At 58.8% G+C, this 18,061-nt stretch carries 13 protein-coding genes; 6 read left to right on the top strand and 7 right to left on the bottom strand.

All coding sequences use genetic code 11. The features are described 5' to 3' along the window. From ACOCD2_RS02990 to pyrC, 6 genes are all read left to right on the top strand, one after another. Positions 1–1,323, top strand: a 1,323-nt coding sequence (locus tag ACOCD2_RS02990; RefSeq protein ID WP_293652362.1) for a Do family serine endopeptidase, incomplete at its 5' end; no start/stop codon positions are given. A 13-nt stretch (positions 1,324–1,336) separates the two neighbouring features. After that, positions 1,337–2,296 (top strand): DnaJ C-terminal domain-containing protein, encoded by a 960-nt coding sequence (locus ACOCD2_RS02985; protein WP_293644547.1) that lies wholly within the window; start codon positions 1,337–1,339, stop codon positions 2,294–2,296. 3 nt (positions 2,297–2,299) lie between these two features. After that, on the top strand, positions 2,300–2,611 hold the full coding sequence (locus ACOCD2_RS02980) for a chaperone modulator CbpM (RefSeq protein WP_293644545.1): 312 nt from the start codon (positions 2,300–2,302) through the stop codon (positions 2,609–2,611). Positions 2,612–2,708: 97 nt separating this feature from the next. Beyond that, entirely contained in the window at positions 2,709–3,134 is a 426-nt protein-coding gene (locus ACOCD2_RS02975; RefSeq protein ID WP_293644543.1) for an Hsp20/alpha crystallin family protein, read from the top strand. A 24-nt stretch (positions 3,135–3,158) separates the two neighbouring features. Further along, entirely contained in the window at positions 3,159–3,557 is a 399-nt protein-coding gene (locus ACOCD2_RS02970; RefSeq protein ID WP_293644541.1) for an Hsp20/alpha crystallin family protein, read from the top strand. A 225-nt stretch (positions 3,558–3,782) separates the two neighbouring features. After that, entirely contained in the window at positions 3,783–4,820 is a 1,038-nt protein-coding gene (gene pyrC, locus ACOCD2_RS02965; RefSeq protein WP_293644539.1) for a dihydroorotase, read from the top strand. A gap of 24 nt (positions 4,821–4,844) precedes the next feature. On the opposite strand, the gene ACOCD2_RS02960 is transcribed toward pyrC, so the two are convergent. The 7 genes from ACOCD2_RS02960 to ACOCD2_RS02930 all read right to left on the bottom strand — a co-directional run. Then, the gene (locus tag ACOCD2_RS02960; RefSeq protein ID WP_293672426.1) at positions 4,845–6,608 is read right to left on the bottom strand and encodes a SulP family inorganic anion transporter; all 1,764 of its coding nucleotides are present in this window, start codon (positions 6,606–6,608) and stop codon (positions 4,845–4,847) included. A gap of 5 nt (positions 6,609–6,613) precedes the next feature. Further along, on the bottom strand, positions 6,614–8,578 hold the full coding sequence (locus ACOCD2_RS02955; protein ID WP_293644535.1) for an SLC13 family permease: 1,965 nt from the start codon (positions 8,576–8,578) through the stop codon (positions 6,614–6,616). Between the two features lie 154 nt (positions 8,579–8,732). Further along, positions 8,733–10,238, bottom strand: coding sequence for a complex I subunit 4 family protein (locus tag ACOCD2_RS02950; protein ID WP_293644533.1), 1,506 nt, complete (start codon positions 10,236–10,238; stop codon positions 8,733–8,735). 12 nt (positions 10,239–10,250) lie between these two features. Beyond that, positions 10,251–11,756: a complex I subunit 4 family protein gene (locus tag ACOCD2_RS02945; protein ID WP_293644531.1), complete on the bottom strand. Its 1,506-nt coding sequence runs from the start codon at positions 11,754–11,756 to the stop codon at positions 10,251–10,253. Beyond that, a complete protein-coding gene (locus ACOCD2_RS02940) occupies positions 11,756–13,276 on the bottom strand; it encodes a proton-conducting transporter membrane subunit (RefSeq protein WP_293644529.1) in 1,521 nt (506 codons plus the stop codon). Before ACOCD2_RS02940 ends, ACOCD2_RS02945 begins: the two co-directional genes overlap by 1 nt. Next, positions 13,273–16,536 (bottom strand): DUF2309 domain-containing protein, encoded by a 3,264-nt coding sequence (locus ACOCD2_RS02935; RefSeq protein WP_293644527.1) that lies wholly within the window; start codon positions 16,534–16,536, stop codon positions 13,273–13,275. The genes ACOCD2_RS02940 and ACOCD2_RS02935 overlap by 4 nt, the downstream gene beginning before the upstream one ends. Then, positions 16,533–18,061, bottom strand: a 1,529-nt coding sequence (locus tag ACOCD2_RS02930; RefSeq protein WP_305800143.1) for a complex I subunit 4 family protein, incomplete at its 5' end; no start/stop codon positions are given. The genes ACOCD2_RS02935 and ACOCD2_RS02930, both read right to left, overlap by 4 nt.

Genomic DNA, 18,061 nt, shown 5'->3' with positions numbered 1-18,061 from the left:
CTGCTGCTGTTGATGGTTGTCGCACCACTGCCGGGGAACGCTGCGCCACCACCGCCAGCAGACAGCATTGCGCCCGTGCTTGAAAAAGTCCTGCCCGCCGTGGTGAACATCTCCACCAGCAAGGTTGTGGGGCTGAAGCAACGGCAGCTGTTGCTGGACCCTTATTCCCATCAGCCTTATGCCTACCGTGACCGGCCGATACAAAAGAAATCCCAGAGCCTCGGTTCCGGTGTGATCGTGGATGCGAAGAAGGGCTGGGTGATCACAAATCACCATGTGGTGGATGGTGCCGATGAAATCACCGTAACCTTGAGGGATCAGCGAAGCTTCAAGGCAAAGCTGCTGGGTGAAGATCCAGGGGTGGATATCGCACTGCTGCAGATCGATGCAGACAAACTGACCGCCTTGCCTTTGTCGAATTCCGAATACCTCAGGGTAGGTGATTTCGTCGTGGCTATCGGCAATCCCTTTGGCCTGGGACAGACGGTCACCTACGGTATCGTCAGCGCCCTGGGACGCACGGGTCTGGGTATCGAGGGCTATGAGGATTTCATCCAGACTGATGCATCCATCAATCCCGGCAATTCCGGTGGCGCTCTGGTTACCACCCGAGGCAAGCTGGTGGGCATCAACACGGCCATCATGGGTGGCAGCGGCAATATAGGTATCGGATTCGCCATACCGGCAACCATGGTCAAGGCTATCGTTTCCCAGCTTGCCCAGTATGGCGAAGTACAACGGGGCCAGTTGGGTGTGGTCATGCAGGACATGACGAGGGAACTGGCCGATGCATTTGGTATCAGTCATCACCATGGTGCGGTCGTGACGCAGGTGCTGCCGGGTTCCGCCGCAGACAAGGCAGGGCTGATTTCCGGTGACATCATCATTGCCATCGACGGAAAGGATGTCAGTGACGGTGGTGCCCTGCGCAATGCAGTAGGCATGTTGCGCGCAGGCAGTACCATCAAGCTCAAGGTTATCCGGGACGGCAAGCGGAAAAACATTTCTGCCAAAATTGCGCTGCCCAAGGATGCCAGGGCCGAAGGGTTCAAGTTCAGCAAACGGCTCGACGGCGCCTTGCTGGGCAACCTGGATGATAAGCATCCGCTGTCCGAGTCAGGCGGGGTCGAGGTTCTCAAGGTCAAGCGCAACAGCCCGGCCTGGGAAGCCGGTCTGCGGGCTGGAGACGTGATTGTCTCCGTGAACCGTCAGCCGGTGGGATCGCTGATGGAATTTTCCGCACTGGCTGCTCAGGCGGGTGACAAAGGTTTACTATTGAATATAGTATGGGGCAATGGTGCCCTGTTCGTGGTGATTCGCTAGTCAGGAGTATGACGTGGAGTTTGAAGACTACTATGAGGTAATGGGCGTCAAGCGCGACGCCACACAGGATGAGATCAAGCGGGCCTATCGCAAGCTGGCGCGCAAGTATCATCCTGATGTGAGCAAGGAAGCGGATGCCGAAGAAAAATTCAAGCGCCTCGGCGAAGCCTATGAAGTACTGAAGGATCCGGAAAAGCGTGCCGCATATGATCAGCCGGGACACAACTGGAAGGCTGGCCAGGATTTCAATCCGCCCCCGGACTGGGATGCCGGTTTCGAGTTCAGTGGCGGAGGCTATACCGGTGCCGGCGGGGACTCCCAGGCCTACAGTGATTTCTTTGAATCCCTGTTTGGCAGGGGAGGCGGTGGATTCAGCAGTGCAGGTGCCCGCCAGCGGGAATTCCACATGCGTGGACAGGACCATCATGCCAAGGTACTTATCGATCTCGAGGATGCCTATCAGGGCGCAACACGGAACATCACCCTGCAGGTGCCTGAGGTCGATCCCAGCGGTCATGTGATCACCCGTCAGCGGACGCTGAAAGTCCGTATTCCCAAGGGCGTGAAACAGGGCCAGCAGATCCGGCTGGCCGGCCAGGGAGCCCCCGGTGTGGGGCAGGGTGGCAGTGGTGACCTGTATCTGGAAATAGAGTTCAAACCTCATCCTTTCTACAGGGTAGAGGGACGGGATGTGTATCTGGAACTGCCCGTGGCTCCCTGGGAGGCCGCACTGGGAGGCAAGGTCAAGGTGTCGACACCTTCGGGTGTGCTGGATCTGACGATTCCGCCCAACTCCACCAGTGGCCGTAAAATGCGCCTGAAGGGCAAAGGCATACCGGGGAAAAAGGCGGGTGATTTCTATGTGCAGCTGAAAATCGTGCTGCCACCTGCCGATTCCGAAAAAGCCAAGGCCTTCTATGAAAAGATGAAACAGGAGCTGCCCTTCAATCCGCGGGCGGCACTGGGAGTGTAAATCATGAATGATGAAATCCTGAACGGTGTCCTGCTGGATGAAGACTGTATGCTGACTCTCGGTGAACTGAGCCGCGCCTGTGCCATGCACGCGGAGTGGGTGATGGAGCTGGTGGATGAAGGCATCCTGGAACCCCGGGGCACGGAAATGGCCCGATGGCAATTTGCCGCACCGGCACTGCACCGCGCGCGTACTGTGCTGCATCTGCAAAGAGATCTGGGTATCAATCTGTCCGGGGCCGCACTGGCGCTCGAACTGCTGGATGAGATTCAGGATCTCAGGCAGCAGCTATACCGCCTGAACAGCAGTTGTTGATGTATGCGAGTAAAAAATTTTCTGCCGGTTCTTGAAATATCCTTGCCTGACCTTACATGACTTTTTGTAGAGACTAGGAAAATCAGGAGGTACTGATATGTTCGGAACAACAGGTTTATTTGACGAACTGCAACGCATTCAACAGGAAATGGAAGCCGTGTTTGGCAGCACGCCATGGGCGAACGGCATACGTTCCTCAGCCGGTTCATTTCCCCCGGTGAACGTGGGCAGTACAGCGGAAGAAGTGGATGTCTATTTCTTTGCACCAGGTGTCGATCCCTCCAGTCTGGATATCTCCATCCAGAACAATGTGCTCAATGTGGCCGGTGAGCGTCGCATCATTCGTGAAGAGGGTGCAAGTTACTACCGCAAGGAACGCTTCGATGGCGAATTCCGCCGCACTTTCAGTCTGCCCGACGACATTGACCCGGAGCGGGTGGATGCAAGCTACAGGGATGGCGTTCTGCACGTTAGGCTGCAACGGAAGGAATCCAGCAAACCCAAGCAGATCAAAGTCAGCTGAACAGAAGAGTCGGAGGTAAATGAGATGAGTGACAAGACAGATATTGCAAAAAAAGCCGGTACCGAAGTTCAGCCAGCACTGAAACAGGCTGAACCCGTTATCCGTCCCGACGTGGATATTTTTGAAGATGATGGTGGCATCACCCTGTATGCCGACATGCCGGGGATCTCGAAGGATCGCCTGAACGTGAAAGTCGAGGGCGACACCCTGACTATCGAAGGTGATGCGGAAATTCCCATGCCTGAAGGTATGGAGCCCCTGTATGCAGATGTACGCGCCACCCACTACCAGCGCAGCTTTACGCTCAGCAGCGAAATGGATACGGAGAAAGTGGAAGCCAGCCTGAAACATGGGGTGCTGACACTGCATATTCCCAAACGTGAGGAGCACAAGCCCCGTAAAATCGAGGTCCAGGTTGACTGACTGAGTCCAGCTCCACAGGGCCAGCAAGAGGCGCGATACGGCATCGTATCGCGCCTCATGTGTATAGGACGTTTCCAGCATTTCCACCATCCATGGCGGTCGCACTGGAAATGTTCCTGACATTTCCAGTATTTCCTCCGTCCATGGAGGTCTGCACAGGAGCGGTGCACATCTGTGAAACCCGGTAGAATAGGGCCATCCCATTCTCTTTCAGGCCCCTTTTCCATGACCGATACACTGACCATCACACGCCCTGACGACTGGCATCTGCATTTGCGGGATGGAAAAGTGCTGACTGATATCGTGCCACACACCGCCCGGCGTTTTGCCCGTGCCATCGTCATGCCCAATCTCAAGCCACCGGTGGTTACAGTCGATCAGGCCGTGGCTTACCGTGAGCGTATTCTTGCGGCAGTACCAAAGGATTGCAGCTTCGAACCGCTGATGACCCTGTATCTTACCGAGCGCACCAGTGCCGGCGATATTCGTCAGGCCAGTGCTTCAGGTGTGGTGCAGGCGGTGAAATACTATCCTGCCGGCGCCACCACCAACTCGGATGCAGGCGTGACGGATCTGACGCGGGTATATCCGGTTCTGGAGGTCATGGCCGAGGAAAACCTGCCATTGCTGGTGCATGGCGAAGTGGTGGATCCCCAGGTCGATGTGTTCGACAGGGAAGCGGTGTTCATCGAACGTGTTCTGTTGCCGTTACTGCAGCAGATACCCGGCCTTCGCATCGTGTTCGAACATATCACGACAGCCGAAGCCGTGACCCTGGTCAGGGATACACCCCGGCGACTTGGCGCCACTATCACGCCCCAGCACCTGCTGATGAACAGAAATGCCCTGTTCAAAGGTGGAATCAGTCCGCACCACTACTGCCTGCCTGTGCTCAAGCGGGAAAGCCATCGCAAAGCGCTGGTGGAAGCCGCTACCAGTGGGGATCCGCGTTTTTTCCTTGGCACAGACAGCGCCCCTCACGCCAGAAGCGCCAAGGAAAACGGCTGTGGCTGCGCGGGCATGTACAGCGCCCATGCGGCCATCGAACTCTATGCCCAGGTCTTTGAACAGGCAGGTGCTCTGGACAGGCTGGAAGCCTTTGCGTCCTTCCATGGGCCGGATTTCTACGGACTGGCCAGGAACAGTGACAGCATCACGTTACAACGCAGCTCCTGGACAGTGCCGGAAAAGCTGCGTTTTGGTGACGGGGAGCTGGTTCCGCTGGCCGCGGGTGAAACCCTGACATGGAAGCTGAAAAGCTGAGTTCCTCCTTCGCGAGAGCGCGTGTCAGGCTGTCTTCTTCTCTTCTTCAGGTCCCAGGCATTCCCTGAAAATCCGCGTGACGCAGGTTTCGCAGCGCTCCTTGTCCAGACGCTTGTAGATGGAAGCAATCGCTTCGGGTTTGGTTTCGAAGAACTGGCCAGGGCCGATTTCCCGGATGAAGCCTCCCTGGGCCATGAACTGCCATACCTTGCCTTTCATACCACAGAAATACAGATTGCCGCCTTTTTCCTGCAGGGAGTGGGCCTGATGCACCAGCATTTCAGCGCCGGCCACGTCGATAAAATTGACACCAGAAAGGACCAGAAGAATATGTTTGATGCCCTGTTTTTCTGAAATATCCATCAGCTTGGCTTCAATATGATTGACGGATCCGAAATAGATGGACATGTCGATCCGCAAAATCTTCATCTGCGGGCACTGCGCCACGGGTTTGGTCTCGACATTGATGAACTTGTTCTTGGCATTGTCTCTGTCCGGCGCCAGCGTGACGATATCCGGGTGAGATGTCCTGTTGAGGAAAATAACCAGTGAAAGCAGTACGCCGAGATAGATGGCGAATTCCAGTTCGAGAAACAGGGTGGCGAAAAAGGTAGTGAGAAGAATGCCGGTTTCTGCAGCGCTTGCCTTCACCAATACCTTGATCTGATGGAATTCGATAAGGTTCCAGGCAACCAGCAGAATAACACCCCCCATGGCAGCCACCGGAATGTAGGCGGTAAGGGGGGCAATCAGCAACACGATCAGCATGAGCAGCAAAGCGGCAAAGATGGCTGACATGGGTGTCACTGCGCCGGCCGCGTAATTTATGCCCGAACGGGTAAAGGAACCGGAGCCGGCATAACTGGAGAAGAAACTGCCCACCATATTGGACAGGCCCTGCCCGATAAACTCCTGATTGCTGTCGATCAGCTGATGCGACTTGGTGGCAACGGCGCGCGAAATGGATACGGCCTCTATCAGCGCCAGCAAGGCTACGGCAAAAGCTTCTGGCGCCAGTTCCTGAATCGTCGCAAGGGACAGGTCAGGTTTGGACAAAGGTGGCAAATGGGGAGGAATCTGGGGTACCAGAGCCACACCATGTTCAGCTGCACCGAACAGGAGGGCAATCAGGCTGCCAACGATCAGTGCAATGAGCAGATGGGGCAGTTTCGGCGAGATCTTGCGCATGATGATTGCGGTAATCAGGGTTCCCATGGCAATGATGAAGACATACCAGTTGATGTCCCCGACACTGTGGAAAATATCCAGCCAGGTATTGGCGAAGGACTCTCCCCTGGGGACCTGAACTCCCAGCACGTGCTTGACCTGGCTGGTGGCGATGAGAATCGCTGCACCGGCGGTAAATCCTACCACCACGGTGTGAGATACAAAGTTGACCAGTGTTCCCAGCCGTGCCAGACCAAAGCCGAATTCATAGGCGCCGGCCAGAAAGGTCAGGGTCAGGGCCATCTGGATGAACTCCGGGGATCCCGGTTCGGCATAGCGACTGATGGACGAAAACACCACGATGGAAATAGCCGTCGTCGGCCCTGATATGAGGTGCCGGGAGGAACCGAACAACGCCGCAATGATTGGTGTGACCATGGCGGTGTAGAGGCCGTACTCGGGAGGCAAACCCGCAATGGTTGCGAATGCGATGCCCTGGGGAAGAACGATGATGGCGCCGGTCAGGCCGGCCATGAAATCCTTTTTCAGTGTTTCTGGAGTGACCATTCCCCACCATTGGAGGAAAGGCAGAAAAGCTTTCAGTCGTTGGATTGTGTTCATTGACATCAGAATACTAGGTTCATCATGAATATGGCCACGATCAGGAACAGGATGGTCATGATGCCGCCGGCACGCATGAAGTCCGCAACTTTATAGCCCCCCGGTCCCATGATCAGCGCATTCACCTGGTGAGTGGGAATGAGGAAGGAGTTGGAGGTGGCGATCGCCACAGTGAGGGCAAACGCCGCCGGATTTGCGCCCGGAACACCCAGTGCGATATTTACTGCCAGAGGCACCAGCAGCACCGTGGCGCCCACGTTGGACATGACCAGGGTGAAGAAGGTAGCCAGCGCCGCCACGGCAAACTGGATAACCCATACGGGCATATCGCCAACGACCGAGAGGGTCTGTTCCGCAATCCATCTAGCTGTGCCTGACGTTTCCACAGCCAGACCGAGAGGAATCAGGCTGGCCAGGAGAAAGACGGTTTTCCAGGATACTGCTTCATAGGCTTCCTCGATTTTCAGCACACCGGAAAGCACCATGCCGACCGCGCCGGTGAGCAAGGCCACAGACAGGCGCAGATCGGTGAACAGCACCATGGAAAGGGCAATCGTAAAGAACAGGGCCGCCCAGCCGAGCTTGTGTGGACGCTCTTCTTCCTGGGGGAATTCCGTGGTCACCACCACGAAGTTGCGGTCTTTCTTCAGGCGGGTCAGGTTGTCCCAGGCGGTGTGTACTACCAGGGTATCACCGGCCTGCAGAGGCAGGTCACGAATGTTGTCGCCTTCGCCCAGCGTTTTCCCGTTGCGGTGCAGGGCCACCATAGCAATGCCATATACCTTGCGCATCCAGACATCACGGGCGCTTTTCCCGATCAGGTTGGAACCAGGTGGAATAACGATTTCCGCAATACCTGCTTTGGTTGCCGCCAGGGATTCCGAGAAAGTACGCAGGGAATCTCTTTTCTTCAGGTCGTATTTTTCAACAAAATGGTCCAGATGCTCGGGAGCGGCAACGATACCGAGCACCATGCCAGGCTCGAATTCCGTGTCGCGGGCCAGTGTGTTTGGCCCGATGCGTGTTTCCTGCCCACTTCGCTTGCTGGCAATGATGCGGATACGGTAACTGGTTTCAACGTCGTCCAGTTTCTTGCCCACCAGGGGACTGCCTTCGGGAACCACGACCTCGTAGAGGGCATAGTCGATACCGTAAGTGTTGTGCAGATAATCCATGGTGCTGGAAGCAGTGGTGGAAGTGCTGTCTTCCGCCTTCTTCTCCGCAGGCAACACCCAGCGCCCGGCGATCACGAAATACAGGATGCCGGTTATGACCAGCACCACGCCCACGGGGGTTACAGAAAACAGTCCCCAGGTCTGCATCTGCTGATCGGCCGGCAGTGCCTGGTTGGATGTCAGGATCAGGTCATTGAGCAGAATAAGGGGGGAAGAACCCACTAGAGTAACCGTGCCGCCAAGAATGGCGCAAAACCCCATGGGCATGAGCAGACGTGACAGAGGAATGCCGGAACGTGCGGAGATTCTAGATACAACAGGTATGAACAGTGCTGCGGCTCCCACGTTCTGCATGAAGGACGAAATGAAGGCAACGGTACCCGAAATGATGGGAATGATGCGTTTTTCCGTTGTGCCGCCCACTTTGAGGATGAAGGCAGCCACCTTGCTCATCAAACCGGTCTTGTCCAGTCCGGCCCCGATGATCATTACCGCGATGATGGACATCCCCGCATTACTCGCAAAGCCGTTGAAAAGCTGCTGGTTGTCCACCAGTCCTTTTTCCAGCCCCATGAAGGGGGCCAGCAGGGTGCTCAGACCCAGCAGAACCATGATGGAGATTGCCGCCACATCCACATCCACGATTTCAAAGGCGAAAAGGTAGATCGTCAAAACCAGAATGGCAGTTACCCAGGCAATTTCCGTCGTAGGCGTAACCATGGTGAGTCCGATCGCGATAAGTGCGAAAACACTGGCGGAAACGATTTGCTTAAGGGGCAGTTTCTTTTCTGACATGACGGCCTGCTTGGCAGAATATTAGAAGATCATGGAAGACTAATCATTGTACATCAGTAGGGTTTTATTCATCAAGTTTAAGTATGTCATTGGTCCTCATAAGCTCCCTGGTAAGTGCCCAACCGTGTGCCTGAATCCAAATACAATCTTACGATTATCCAGAGGTGCCCAATAAACCCAGCCAGCGGTCTGTGGCCCCATGGGTAAAATCCAGTATCCCCTGGGGAAACAGACCGTTGAGCAGGATGAACAGGGCAAAGAGGCCGATGATAAACAGTTCTCTCGGACGCAGATCCATGGCTTCGCGAACGACCTTGCTTTCCACGGGACCAAAAAAGGCCTGTCGGTAGAGCCTGAGAAAATAGCCGGCGCCTATCACCACCCCGGCGAGGGCTGCCAGACCGGCGCCGGTATGGCTTTCCAGTGCACTCATAAGCATGAGGAATTCGGCGGGAAAGCCATTGGTGCCGGGTACACCCATGGATGCCAGCCCAAACAGCAGGAAGAATCCCGCCAGCCGCGGCATGGTGGCTGCAGCGCCGCCCAGGCTGATGATATCGGTGGAACCGGTACGCTGGTACAGGAAGCCGGTGAGCAGAAACAGGCCACCCGCTACCACGGTGAAATTCAGCAGCTGAAACAGGGCGCCCTGAATACCCGCCTGGTTGAAAGAAGCGATGGCGAGCAACACCAGGCCCACGTGGCTGATACTGGAGCAGGCGAGCATCTGCCGGAGATTGGTTTGCGCCAGGGCCAGCAGCGCGCCGTACAGAATGCCTGTCACGCCAAGCCCGGCGAGCAACCAGTGGAATTCCTGGGCAAGATTCGGCGCCAGGGGAACCGCGAAACGGATGATACCGTAGGCGCCCAGCTTCAGTCCGGTCATCAGTGCGGCGACGGCAACCGGGCCTTCCATGGAGACGACCGGCAGCCAGGTATGGAAGGGTACCGCCGGTGTCTTGACCAGGAATCCCAGCAGCAACAGGAAGAACACAAGGCTCTCCAGGTGATGGGGCAGTTTGAGGGCCAGCAGGCCAGGATAATCGAAGGCGAGCCCTGCGGGAACCACCGCGCCGAGACTGTCCGCGTGCGCGAAGCCCAGCAACAGGAAGCCGAACAGCAGGGGCACGCCACCCGCGAGCATCATCAGCGTGTATTTGACGGCTGCATAACGCCGGTTCGGTCCCAGCCCCCACAGAGAAATGAGAAAATACAGTGGCGCCAGGCTCAGCTCCCAGAACAGGAAGAACAGTATCAGGTCCATGGAGACAAAGATCCCCAGGGTCAGCCCCTGCAGGAGCATCAGCAGGGAAAAATACAGCCGCGGCAGGGTTCGAACACTGTTCCAGGAAGCCAGTATGACACCCGTGAACAACAGGATCGTAAAAGGCAGGAACAGGATGGAAATGCCATCCACACCCACCAGATATTTTACGTTCAGGCTGGGAATCCATGATGCCTGTTCCACGAACTGGAACTCGCCGGATGCCGCATCGAAACCAAGCAGCAAGCGGATGACCAGCAGGAGGGCCAGCACAGAGCCCCCCAGTGCTATCCAGCGTGCTTTGCGCGCATCTGCCACCATCCCGATCAGCAATGCCGTTGCCGGCATGCTGAGCAACAGCAGGCTGAGCACGGGAAAGCCGGTGAACGCTGTCATGTGGCTGCTCCTTTATTCATGGCCGTCAAACAGGGCGCTGAGCGGTTGCAGTGAGGCATCGACGAGCCGCATCCAGGGTTGCGAATAAAAGCCCGTCATGAGCAGTACGGCCACCAGCGACAGCGCCAGCAGCCGTTCGGTCATGGTCGCGGGCCGGACTGCTCTCTCCGGATCCCGGTCCCCGGCGGACGAAAGAAAGGCTTTCTGGAAAGCAAACAGCAGGAAACCCGCAGCAATGACGTTGCCCAGTGAGGCCGCGATGCTCGGCAGGGCGCCAAAACGCATGATGGCCGCCTCCAGCACAAGGTGTGCAGCATCGAAGCCCGGAGTGCCGGGCATGCCCACGATGGACAGACCCGCCACCAGGAAAGTGATGCCGACGAGGGGCAGGCGATCGAACAATCCCCCCAGGCGGTCCAGCAGCAGAGTGCCTGCATGACGGTTCACCATCCCGGTCATGAACAGCAGGCCGGCGCCCGCAATGCCGTAGTTTACCGCCAGCAACAGGCTGCCCTGGAAAGCGGCGTGTTCCAGGCTGAACAGGCCGATGATCATGATGCCGCTGTGACTGATCACGGCAAAAGCCAGCAGGCGGCGCAGGTTTCTCTGCAGCAGGGCCAGCAGAGCGGCATAGAAGATACCCGCTGTCGCAAAAGCCATCACGTACACCTGCCATTGCGCGACGGCATCCGGCAACAGGGGAAACACGAAACGCACCAGGCCGTAGATGCCCACTTTGATGCCGATGAGCATCACGCCCGCCACGGCCACCGTGCCGTGCTCTGCCACCAGTGGCAGCCAGCCGTGCAGGGGAAACAGGGGGATGCGGATGGCCAGTCCGTAGAACAGCAGGAAAAAGACTGTCGAACGAACCTCTGCCGGCAGTTTCAGGCGGGCCAGGTCGAACAGATCGAACTGCCAGACCCCGAGGCTGTGCGCATGATTCCAGCCCAGCATGACGATGCCCAGGCTCAGGAGCAACAGACCGACAGCCATGAACTGGAAATAACGTGACAGGGCAAGATCCGTCTGGGGAGAAGTGGAACGCTGCCTGAGCAGATAACCCACCAGTGCCAGCTGTATCCCGGAGGCCAACAGGAACCACAGCAGATTCAGGGTGGTGAACTGAACGATCAGCGCGGACTGGACGGCCAGGACAGCGGCCAGTTCCCTGCGCCTGAGCGGATGGCCGAAGGTGAGGCTGTAAACCAGCACCATGAGCAGCAGCAACGCCGTCAGCAGGATGAACAGCAGGCCCATGCCGTCCACGGCGGCATGGTAGGAAAGAAAGTGGCTGAATTCGGCAAACTGCATACTGCTCTGCCGGACATCGAATTGCAGGTACAGCCAGGCGGCCAGCAGCAGTTCGCCGAGACTGCCGGCAAGAGCCACGCGCATGCCGGCTCTTGATGAACGTTGGGCCATCACCAGCAGCATCATGGCCAGGGGCAACCACTGCAACGCGCTCAACACGGGAAAGACAGACTGCAGGGACCAGTGGATTTCTGCGTATGTCATCAGAGGATCACCACGAAAGTTGCCGCGATGAGCAGGATGAGATAGCGGGGCTGGCCGAGCAGGATTTCAACCTGCTGCATGTATTTCCCCAGGCGTTGAATACCGGCGATCAGCGACTCTCCACCGCCCCGGAGGATGAGATGCTCCTCGAACCACTGCAGTCCCCTGGCCAGCACTTCCATGAAGCGTCCGGCAACCCCCTGTCCGTGGCCAACGGAGCTGCCAGGGGTAGCTGACCCCGGCAGGGGGCGCTCATGGGGCAGGCCCACCAGCCGGTTGACCACCTTGTCATCGAAGTTGCACAGATCCCTTGCCAGAGCCTGGGTCGGCCGGAGCAGGGAGGCATCGGCCAGGGGGTCGAGCCAGAAATGCCGGAGCGCGGCGTTGTACAGCCAGGCATTGTTGCGTAACCATTGTGGCGCCAGCCGTTGCCTTCCCTGAATCTGGTGCATCAATGACGGGGCGTGCAGGAACTGCCAGGCGCGCCAGGCCATGTGCAGGGGCAGGTACCATTTCACCGCTTCGAACCAGCCCAGTCCGCAGGCCATGAACATCAGCCCGGTCTGTGCTGTGGTGGAGAACATGAAACTGCTCTTGACGTCGGTCTGCACCAGGGCGCTCAACCAGCCGTAAACCGCCGTGGTCAGGCCAATGGCGGTAAGAAACATCATCAGCAGCGGCGCATGCAGAATCATGTTTTCCAGGCGTATCAGTAGAAATACACCGGCGTGTACCATCAGGGAGCCGTAGAACACGGCACTGGACGGCGTGGGACCTTCCAGTGCCAGTGCAATCCAGCCGGCGAAGGGTATCTGCGCCGATTTGGCCAGCGCCGCGATCAGAAAGCTACCGGCAATCAGGTCGTCATGGACATCTGTTACCGTGGCCTGCGCCATGTGCTGCCAGTCGGCACCGCCCAGCCAGCTGAAGCTGAAATAGATGCCGAGGAGAAAGGCGGCATCACCGATACGGTTGGTGACGAAGGCCCGGTTGGCATTTTCCGTCGCCGTGCGGCGCGTCTGGGCATAGGCAATGAGCAGGTAGGAGCTCAAACCTGCCAGTTCCCAGCCGATAAACATGAGCGGGGCATTGCCTGCCAGGACGATGAGCAGCATGGCGCAGTTGAACAGGCTCAGCAACATGAAGAAACGCCGGAAACCGCTTTCCCGGTGCAGGTAGTTGATGGAAAAGCGTATGCTCAGAAACGCAATGAAGGCCACCAGTACCGCCAGTCCCAGGGAATAGCCGTCCAGCAGGAAAGTGATCCCGATCCTGTAGTCGCCCGCCTGCAGCCAGCGGCCGGCAACGACTTCGCCGGGTGCGCCCTGAACCAGTGACAACAGCCCCAGCCCGGCCAGCAGCAGAAAAGCCGCGGCGCTGGCGGCGCTGACGATTGTTCCAATGATTTTCTCGGCATCGTCTCCCTGCTTCTCGTAAAAAAGGATGTGCAATCCTGTCGCCGCTGCGGCCATCAGCGGCAGCAGGGGAACCAGCCAGACCAGGGACGACAGCGCCGTCATGATGAAAACGCCTGCCGGACCAGCGCCGGCGCCAGGGGTTGCCTGTGTCCGGCATACCAGTCGGAAGAACAGTCTGTTTCAGGGAGCGTGTCCTGTCCGGCCTGCCAGGGCATCCAGCCTTTCCGGGGATCGAAAACACTGATCCGGCCACTCAGGGGATCCTTGGCGGACAGCAGCAGCCAGCCATTGCCGATCAGCTCCTGCAAGGCGGGCTGACGTTCGTAGATGCGCGTCAGCATCCCGGTGCCGGCTTCGCACATCTCCTGCAAGCGCATGGCTTCGTGCACTTCTATCATCTGCCGGGGAAGGCCCGTACGCAGGTCGGAACTGGCGCCTTCCATGACGCCCAGCAGGCCGCTGACGTTGTGCATGACCTTGGTGCCGGCGCCATAGCCGTCGTTGTCAACCGTGGAGAAATAGTATTCCAGGCTGATGCCTGCCCCCACGGGGCCGTTGGCCAGCAGCAGCCGCTCGAGAATCTCGCCTTGCGGATCGTTACGCCAGTCATAGGAGATGAGGAACACCCGGCGGTCGAAGAACACGCCCTGGCTGAGGGAACGGCGACCGATGAAAGCGCCGGCGTTGGTGGCATGCCCGAGTTCCGGCCGTGCCTGGCTGAAGTCGAACCTGCGCGCCCTGACATGCGCCAGCGCCTGTTCCGGGGTGGGGTCGGGCGGCGCGGAAGCGAATTTCCGGCACCGTTCGTGAGCGTGGCGCTGACCGGCTTCCTGCAGGGAAGCCTGCAGTTCCCCGAAGGCCTGCCGATGGCTTCCGGGAAGAAGGTCTGTATCGTACCAGCGGATGTCCTCGGTACAGGTGTTGTGTTCCGCTCCCAGGAACCAGGTGCCGTCCGGGATGTGAATATCGTAATCCTGGGCCAGCCGCTGGCGCACAGCCGCCCGGTTGGCCATGGCGCAGAAAACACGCGCATTGGGACCACTGTGGCGACCGCTGCAGGCTCCACAGTCATAGGCGGCCAGGTGGGGATTATTCTCGCTGTCCGAACCGTGCCCCATGAAAACCACCAGGGGGGCAAAACCATCGGTCAGGCCGAGATTCTGCAGGAACTCGGCCACCCGCTGCAGTTGTTCCCCGTCGGTGAATCCTTCCCGCGGCTGTTTCGGATGCGGCGCCGCGCCCTTGTCTTCCATTGCGGTCAATGCCAGGTGGGTGGCGATGCGATGCTCGAATCTCTCCTTCAGGGTTTCGGCCAGGTGTCCCGTTTTCAGGGGCGCCAGTACCTTGCCGGCCAGCCCCACCAGTGCGGCGGGTGCGGCTGCAGCGACGAGCAGGGTAGAGGTAAGCAGGTTGCGGCGTATGCCCTGGTTGAGCAACGCGCTCACTGCCAGCCGCAGCCTGCGTCGCCGTTCATGCTGTGCCAGCAGCGCCTCCTGTCCCGGCAATGGTTTCTCCCTCACCAGATTGACCGGTTCATAGACCACCGGCGTCAGGGCATCTGCCTGTGTGGCGTCCAGTCCCTGCCACAAATGAGGTACGCCGAAATGAGCAGCAGCGCCCAGGGTTTCCAGATGTGGTGCCACTTCTTCCAGGTTGCGGCGATAGCCTTCCTCCCGGTCGTCCATGCAGAACACCAGCTGGGCGCGAATGCGTTCATCGCGCTCGGCCCAGCGACCCCGTTCGTGGTTGGCGGCGACGGCTGAAAAAAGCTGATCCCTGTACTGGCGCTCGTAGGCCTGCAGCCAGAGGAAACCGCGCGTTGCCTCATCCAGGCTGTCGAGAGCCTGTAACAGGGACATGGCGGCTTCAGTACCCTGGTGGCGCAGGTCATTGCCGCAGAGCCCCAGGTGTTGCACCAGGCGGAACAGGCGCCAGGCATCACCGGAAACGAGATCGCGCCCGGTGGCGGTCGTTCCCGGGCGCATCTGCCATGACTTGATCTCGCAGGCCAGTGCCTGCCATTGCGCGGGCACCACGGCATCGGACGAGTTGTTCACCAGCTTCTGTGCCGCGCTGGCCAGATATTCGGGGAGCTGGGCATTGAAAAGGGCATGGCGCACATAGAACTCGTCCGCGTTGGGGCGGAAATAGCCCTTGAGAGTCGTCAGGTCCGGCTCGATCTGCCAGATATCCCGGCAGACCCGCTGCGCCAGCAGACGTTCCAGCACCATGCGCACGGCCAGGTAGTCGAGCATGTCCACCGGAAAATTCTGGCTGTCGTATTCAGGATGCGTATGCCGCCACAGGAACATGCCCGACCAGCCGGGCAATTCCTGGGCCTTGATTTTGAGGTAGGGCGCCCAGCGATCCCTGGGCAGATCCATGCGCATGAACTCGGCCATGATGGTGTCCAGAGGATCGTCGGGAAGGGAGTCGATGTGATCCTGCCACTCGGGAATGGAATCGATGATCCAGGCGGGATCCCGGGCAGCACCATCCCGCCAGGCCGCGTAGAAACCTTTTTCACGCCCGGGCGTGGGCCAGGCAGCCAGTCCCTGATCCAGGAATGCCGCCATGCGCCGGATCATGATGAGGCGGATCTCGTGCATCAGGTCGATGCCCGTCAGCGCCTTGATGAATCCCCGCAGGGAAATCTCCGTACCCACGGCATCGAGCAGCTGGCGCAGCTTCCTGGCAGCGTCCCTGTGCATCAGCTGTTGCAGATGCAGGGTTTCTTCGTCATCTTTTCCGGTGGTGTTTTCCCACAGGGATTGTTCCAGCAGATCCTCCGGGTGGTTGCTGGCATGTACCAGTCCCAGTACATCCAGGCAGGCCTGCCAGAGATCGCTCACCGCTGCTGCTTCGTCGTGCAAACCCTGGTCGGCCGCACGCCGCAGAAACTGATCGCGCTGCCGTGGATCCACGTCGTCCTGAATGCGCGTCAGGGCAGCCATTTCCCCGATCTGCCAGTCGAGCTGACCGGGTTCCAGTGGATCGAGAGGGACGGTCAGGGACAGCAGGTAGACATCCCGGTGGTGGATATCCGCACAGCCCTCGGGTTGGAGGAGCCGTTCCCCGCCTTTCAGAGACTCGTCTTCATCGATGACCTGCAGCAGATGATCCCGTGTGATACGGCCTTCGCCGTATAGCTGCCGAAAATCTTCATCCGAAAGATAGCCCCGGGCACCGGTAGCCTGGCCGGATGCGGCGAGCGCCTCGCGGAAAGGCAGGTGCTGGTAACCGTGCAGGGTGTTGTGGTGGACGAAATCCCTGATGGGCGCCTGGCCGGGCAGAACATGGGACAGGTGATGGACTGTCTCCCTGATCTGCTGACGCAGGGCTTTATCGCTGATCCGGGTCATCTTCCGCCTCCGGTAAACAGCGCAGCGAGGTCGGTAACCGGCAGGCGGATGATGTCCAGCAGGGGAGCCGGGAAGAGGCCGATCAGTACGACAGCGGCCAGCAAAACACCGGCGGCCAGGGACTCGGGAAGATGCAGATCGTCCACCTGCTGCATGCCCGGGCGGACAGGTCCGGTAAACAGGCGGCCAACGGTGCGCACTCCGTAGGCGGCGCTGATCAGCACGCCCAGGCTCAATACTGCAATCCACCATTGCCATTGCTGAAAGCCGCCGACGAGCACGTGGAGTTCCGCGATGAAGCCTGCCGTCCCCGGCAGGGAAACCGCCGCAATGAAAGCCAGGGTGGTAAAGAAGGCGAAACGCGGTGCAACCCTGATCAGCGAACTGTACTGGTTGACATCCCGGGTATGGGTGCGCTGGTACAGCAGACCGATGAGCAGGAAAGTGGCCCCGGCCACCAGGCCATGGGCCACCATCTGCATCACTGAGCCGGTCAGTCCCGCCACATTCAGGGCGGCGATGCCCAGCAGCAGCACCGACATGTGAGAAAGTGAGGAATAGGCGATCATGGCCTTCAGATCGGTCTGGCGCCATGCCAGCAGACCTCCATAGACGAGACCGATGAGCGCCAGCACCATGAGCAGTGTCTGCAATGCCATGACGGCCGCAGGCAGGGTGCTGGCGGCGCGGATCAGGCCGTAAGCGCCCATTTTCAGGAGGATGCCGGAAAGCAGGATGCTCACGGGGCTGGGTGCTTCCACGTGGGCCAGCGGCAGCCAGCCGTGCAGGGGAAAGACCGGCATTTTCACGCCAAAACCCACCAGCAGGCCCAGAAAGATCCAGATCTGCGTCTGCTCCGGCATGGTGCGACCGGCTGCCGCAATGGCTTCCATGGAAAAGCTGTGTCCCGGAACGGCATCGAACAGCAGCAACAGGCTGATGAGCATGAACACCGATCCGCCCATGGTATAGAGCACGAAATTCAGCGCCGCGCCCTGGCAGTTCCTGCCGCCCCAGCGATTGATGAGAAAGAACAGCGGAATCAGGGTCAGTTCCCAGAAAACATAGAACAATGCCCAGTCCCTGGCCATGAAAACGCCGAGCATGGCGCTTTCCAGCACCAGCATGAGCAGGTAGTAACCTTTGACATGGTGGTCGATGGCTGCCGATGCCAGCAGGGCGATCAGGCTGAGCAATGTGGCGAGCACCACCATGGGATAGGAAATGCCGTCGATACCCAGCGCGTAGCTCGTGCCCAGGCGCTGATTCCAGACGATGGATTCCGCCAGCTGGAATTCACGGGCCGTCGGATCGAACAGAAACCACAGGCCCACGGCAACCAGCAGTGTGATCAGGGAAGTGGCGATGGCTGCACGGCGGATGAGTAGCGGGTTGCGTCCCGGTAATCCTGCAATCAGCAGGGCGCCCAGCAACGGGGCAAGGAGCAACAGCGTCAACCAGTGCATCTGAGGTGGAAAAGAACCGGGGTTTGCAGGAATGGCATATTCTACCCGATTTCCGGTTA

It is taken from the genome of Thiolapillus sp., from assembly GCF_048562965.1.
In the GTDB taxonomy this organism is placed as follows: domain Bacteria; phylum Pseudomonadota; class Gammaproteobacteria; order Chromatiales; family Chromatiaceae; genus Thiolapillus; species Thiolapillus brandeum_A.
This window is presented reverse-complemented; position numbering and strand designations above follow the sequence as displayed.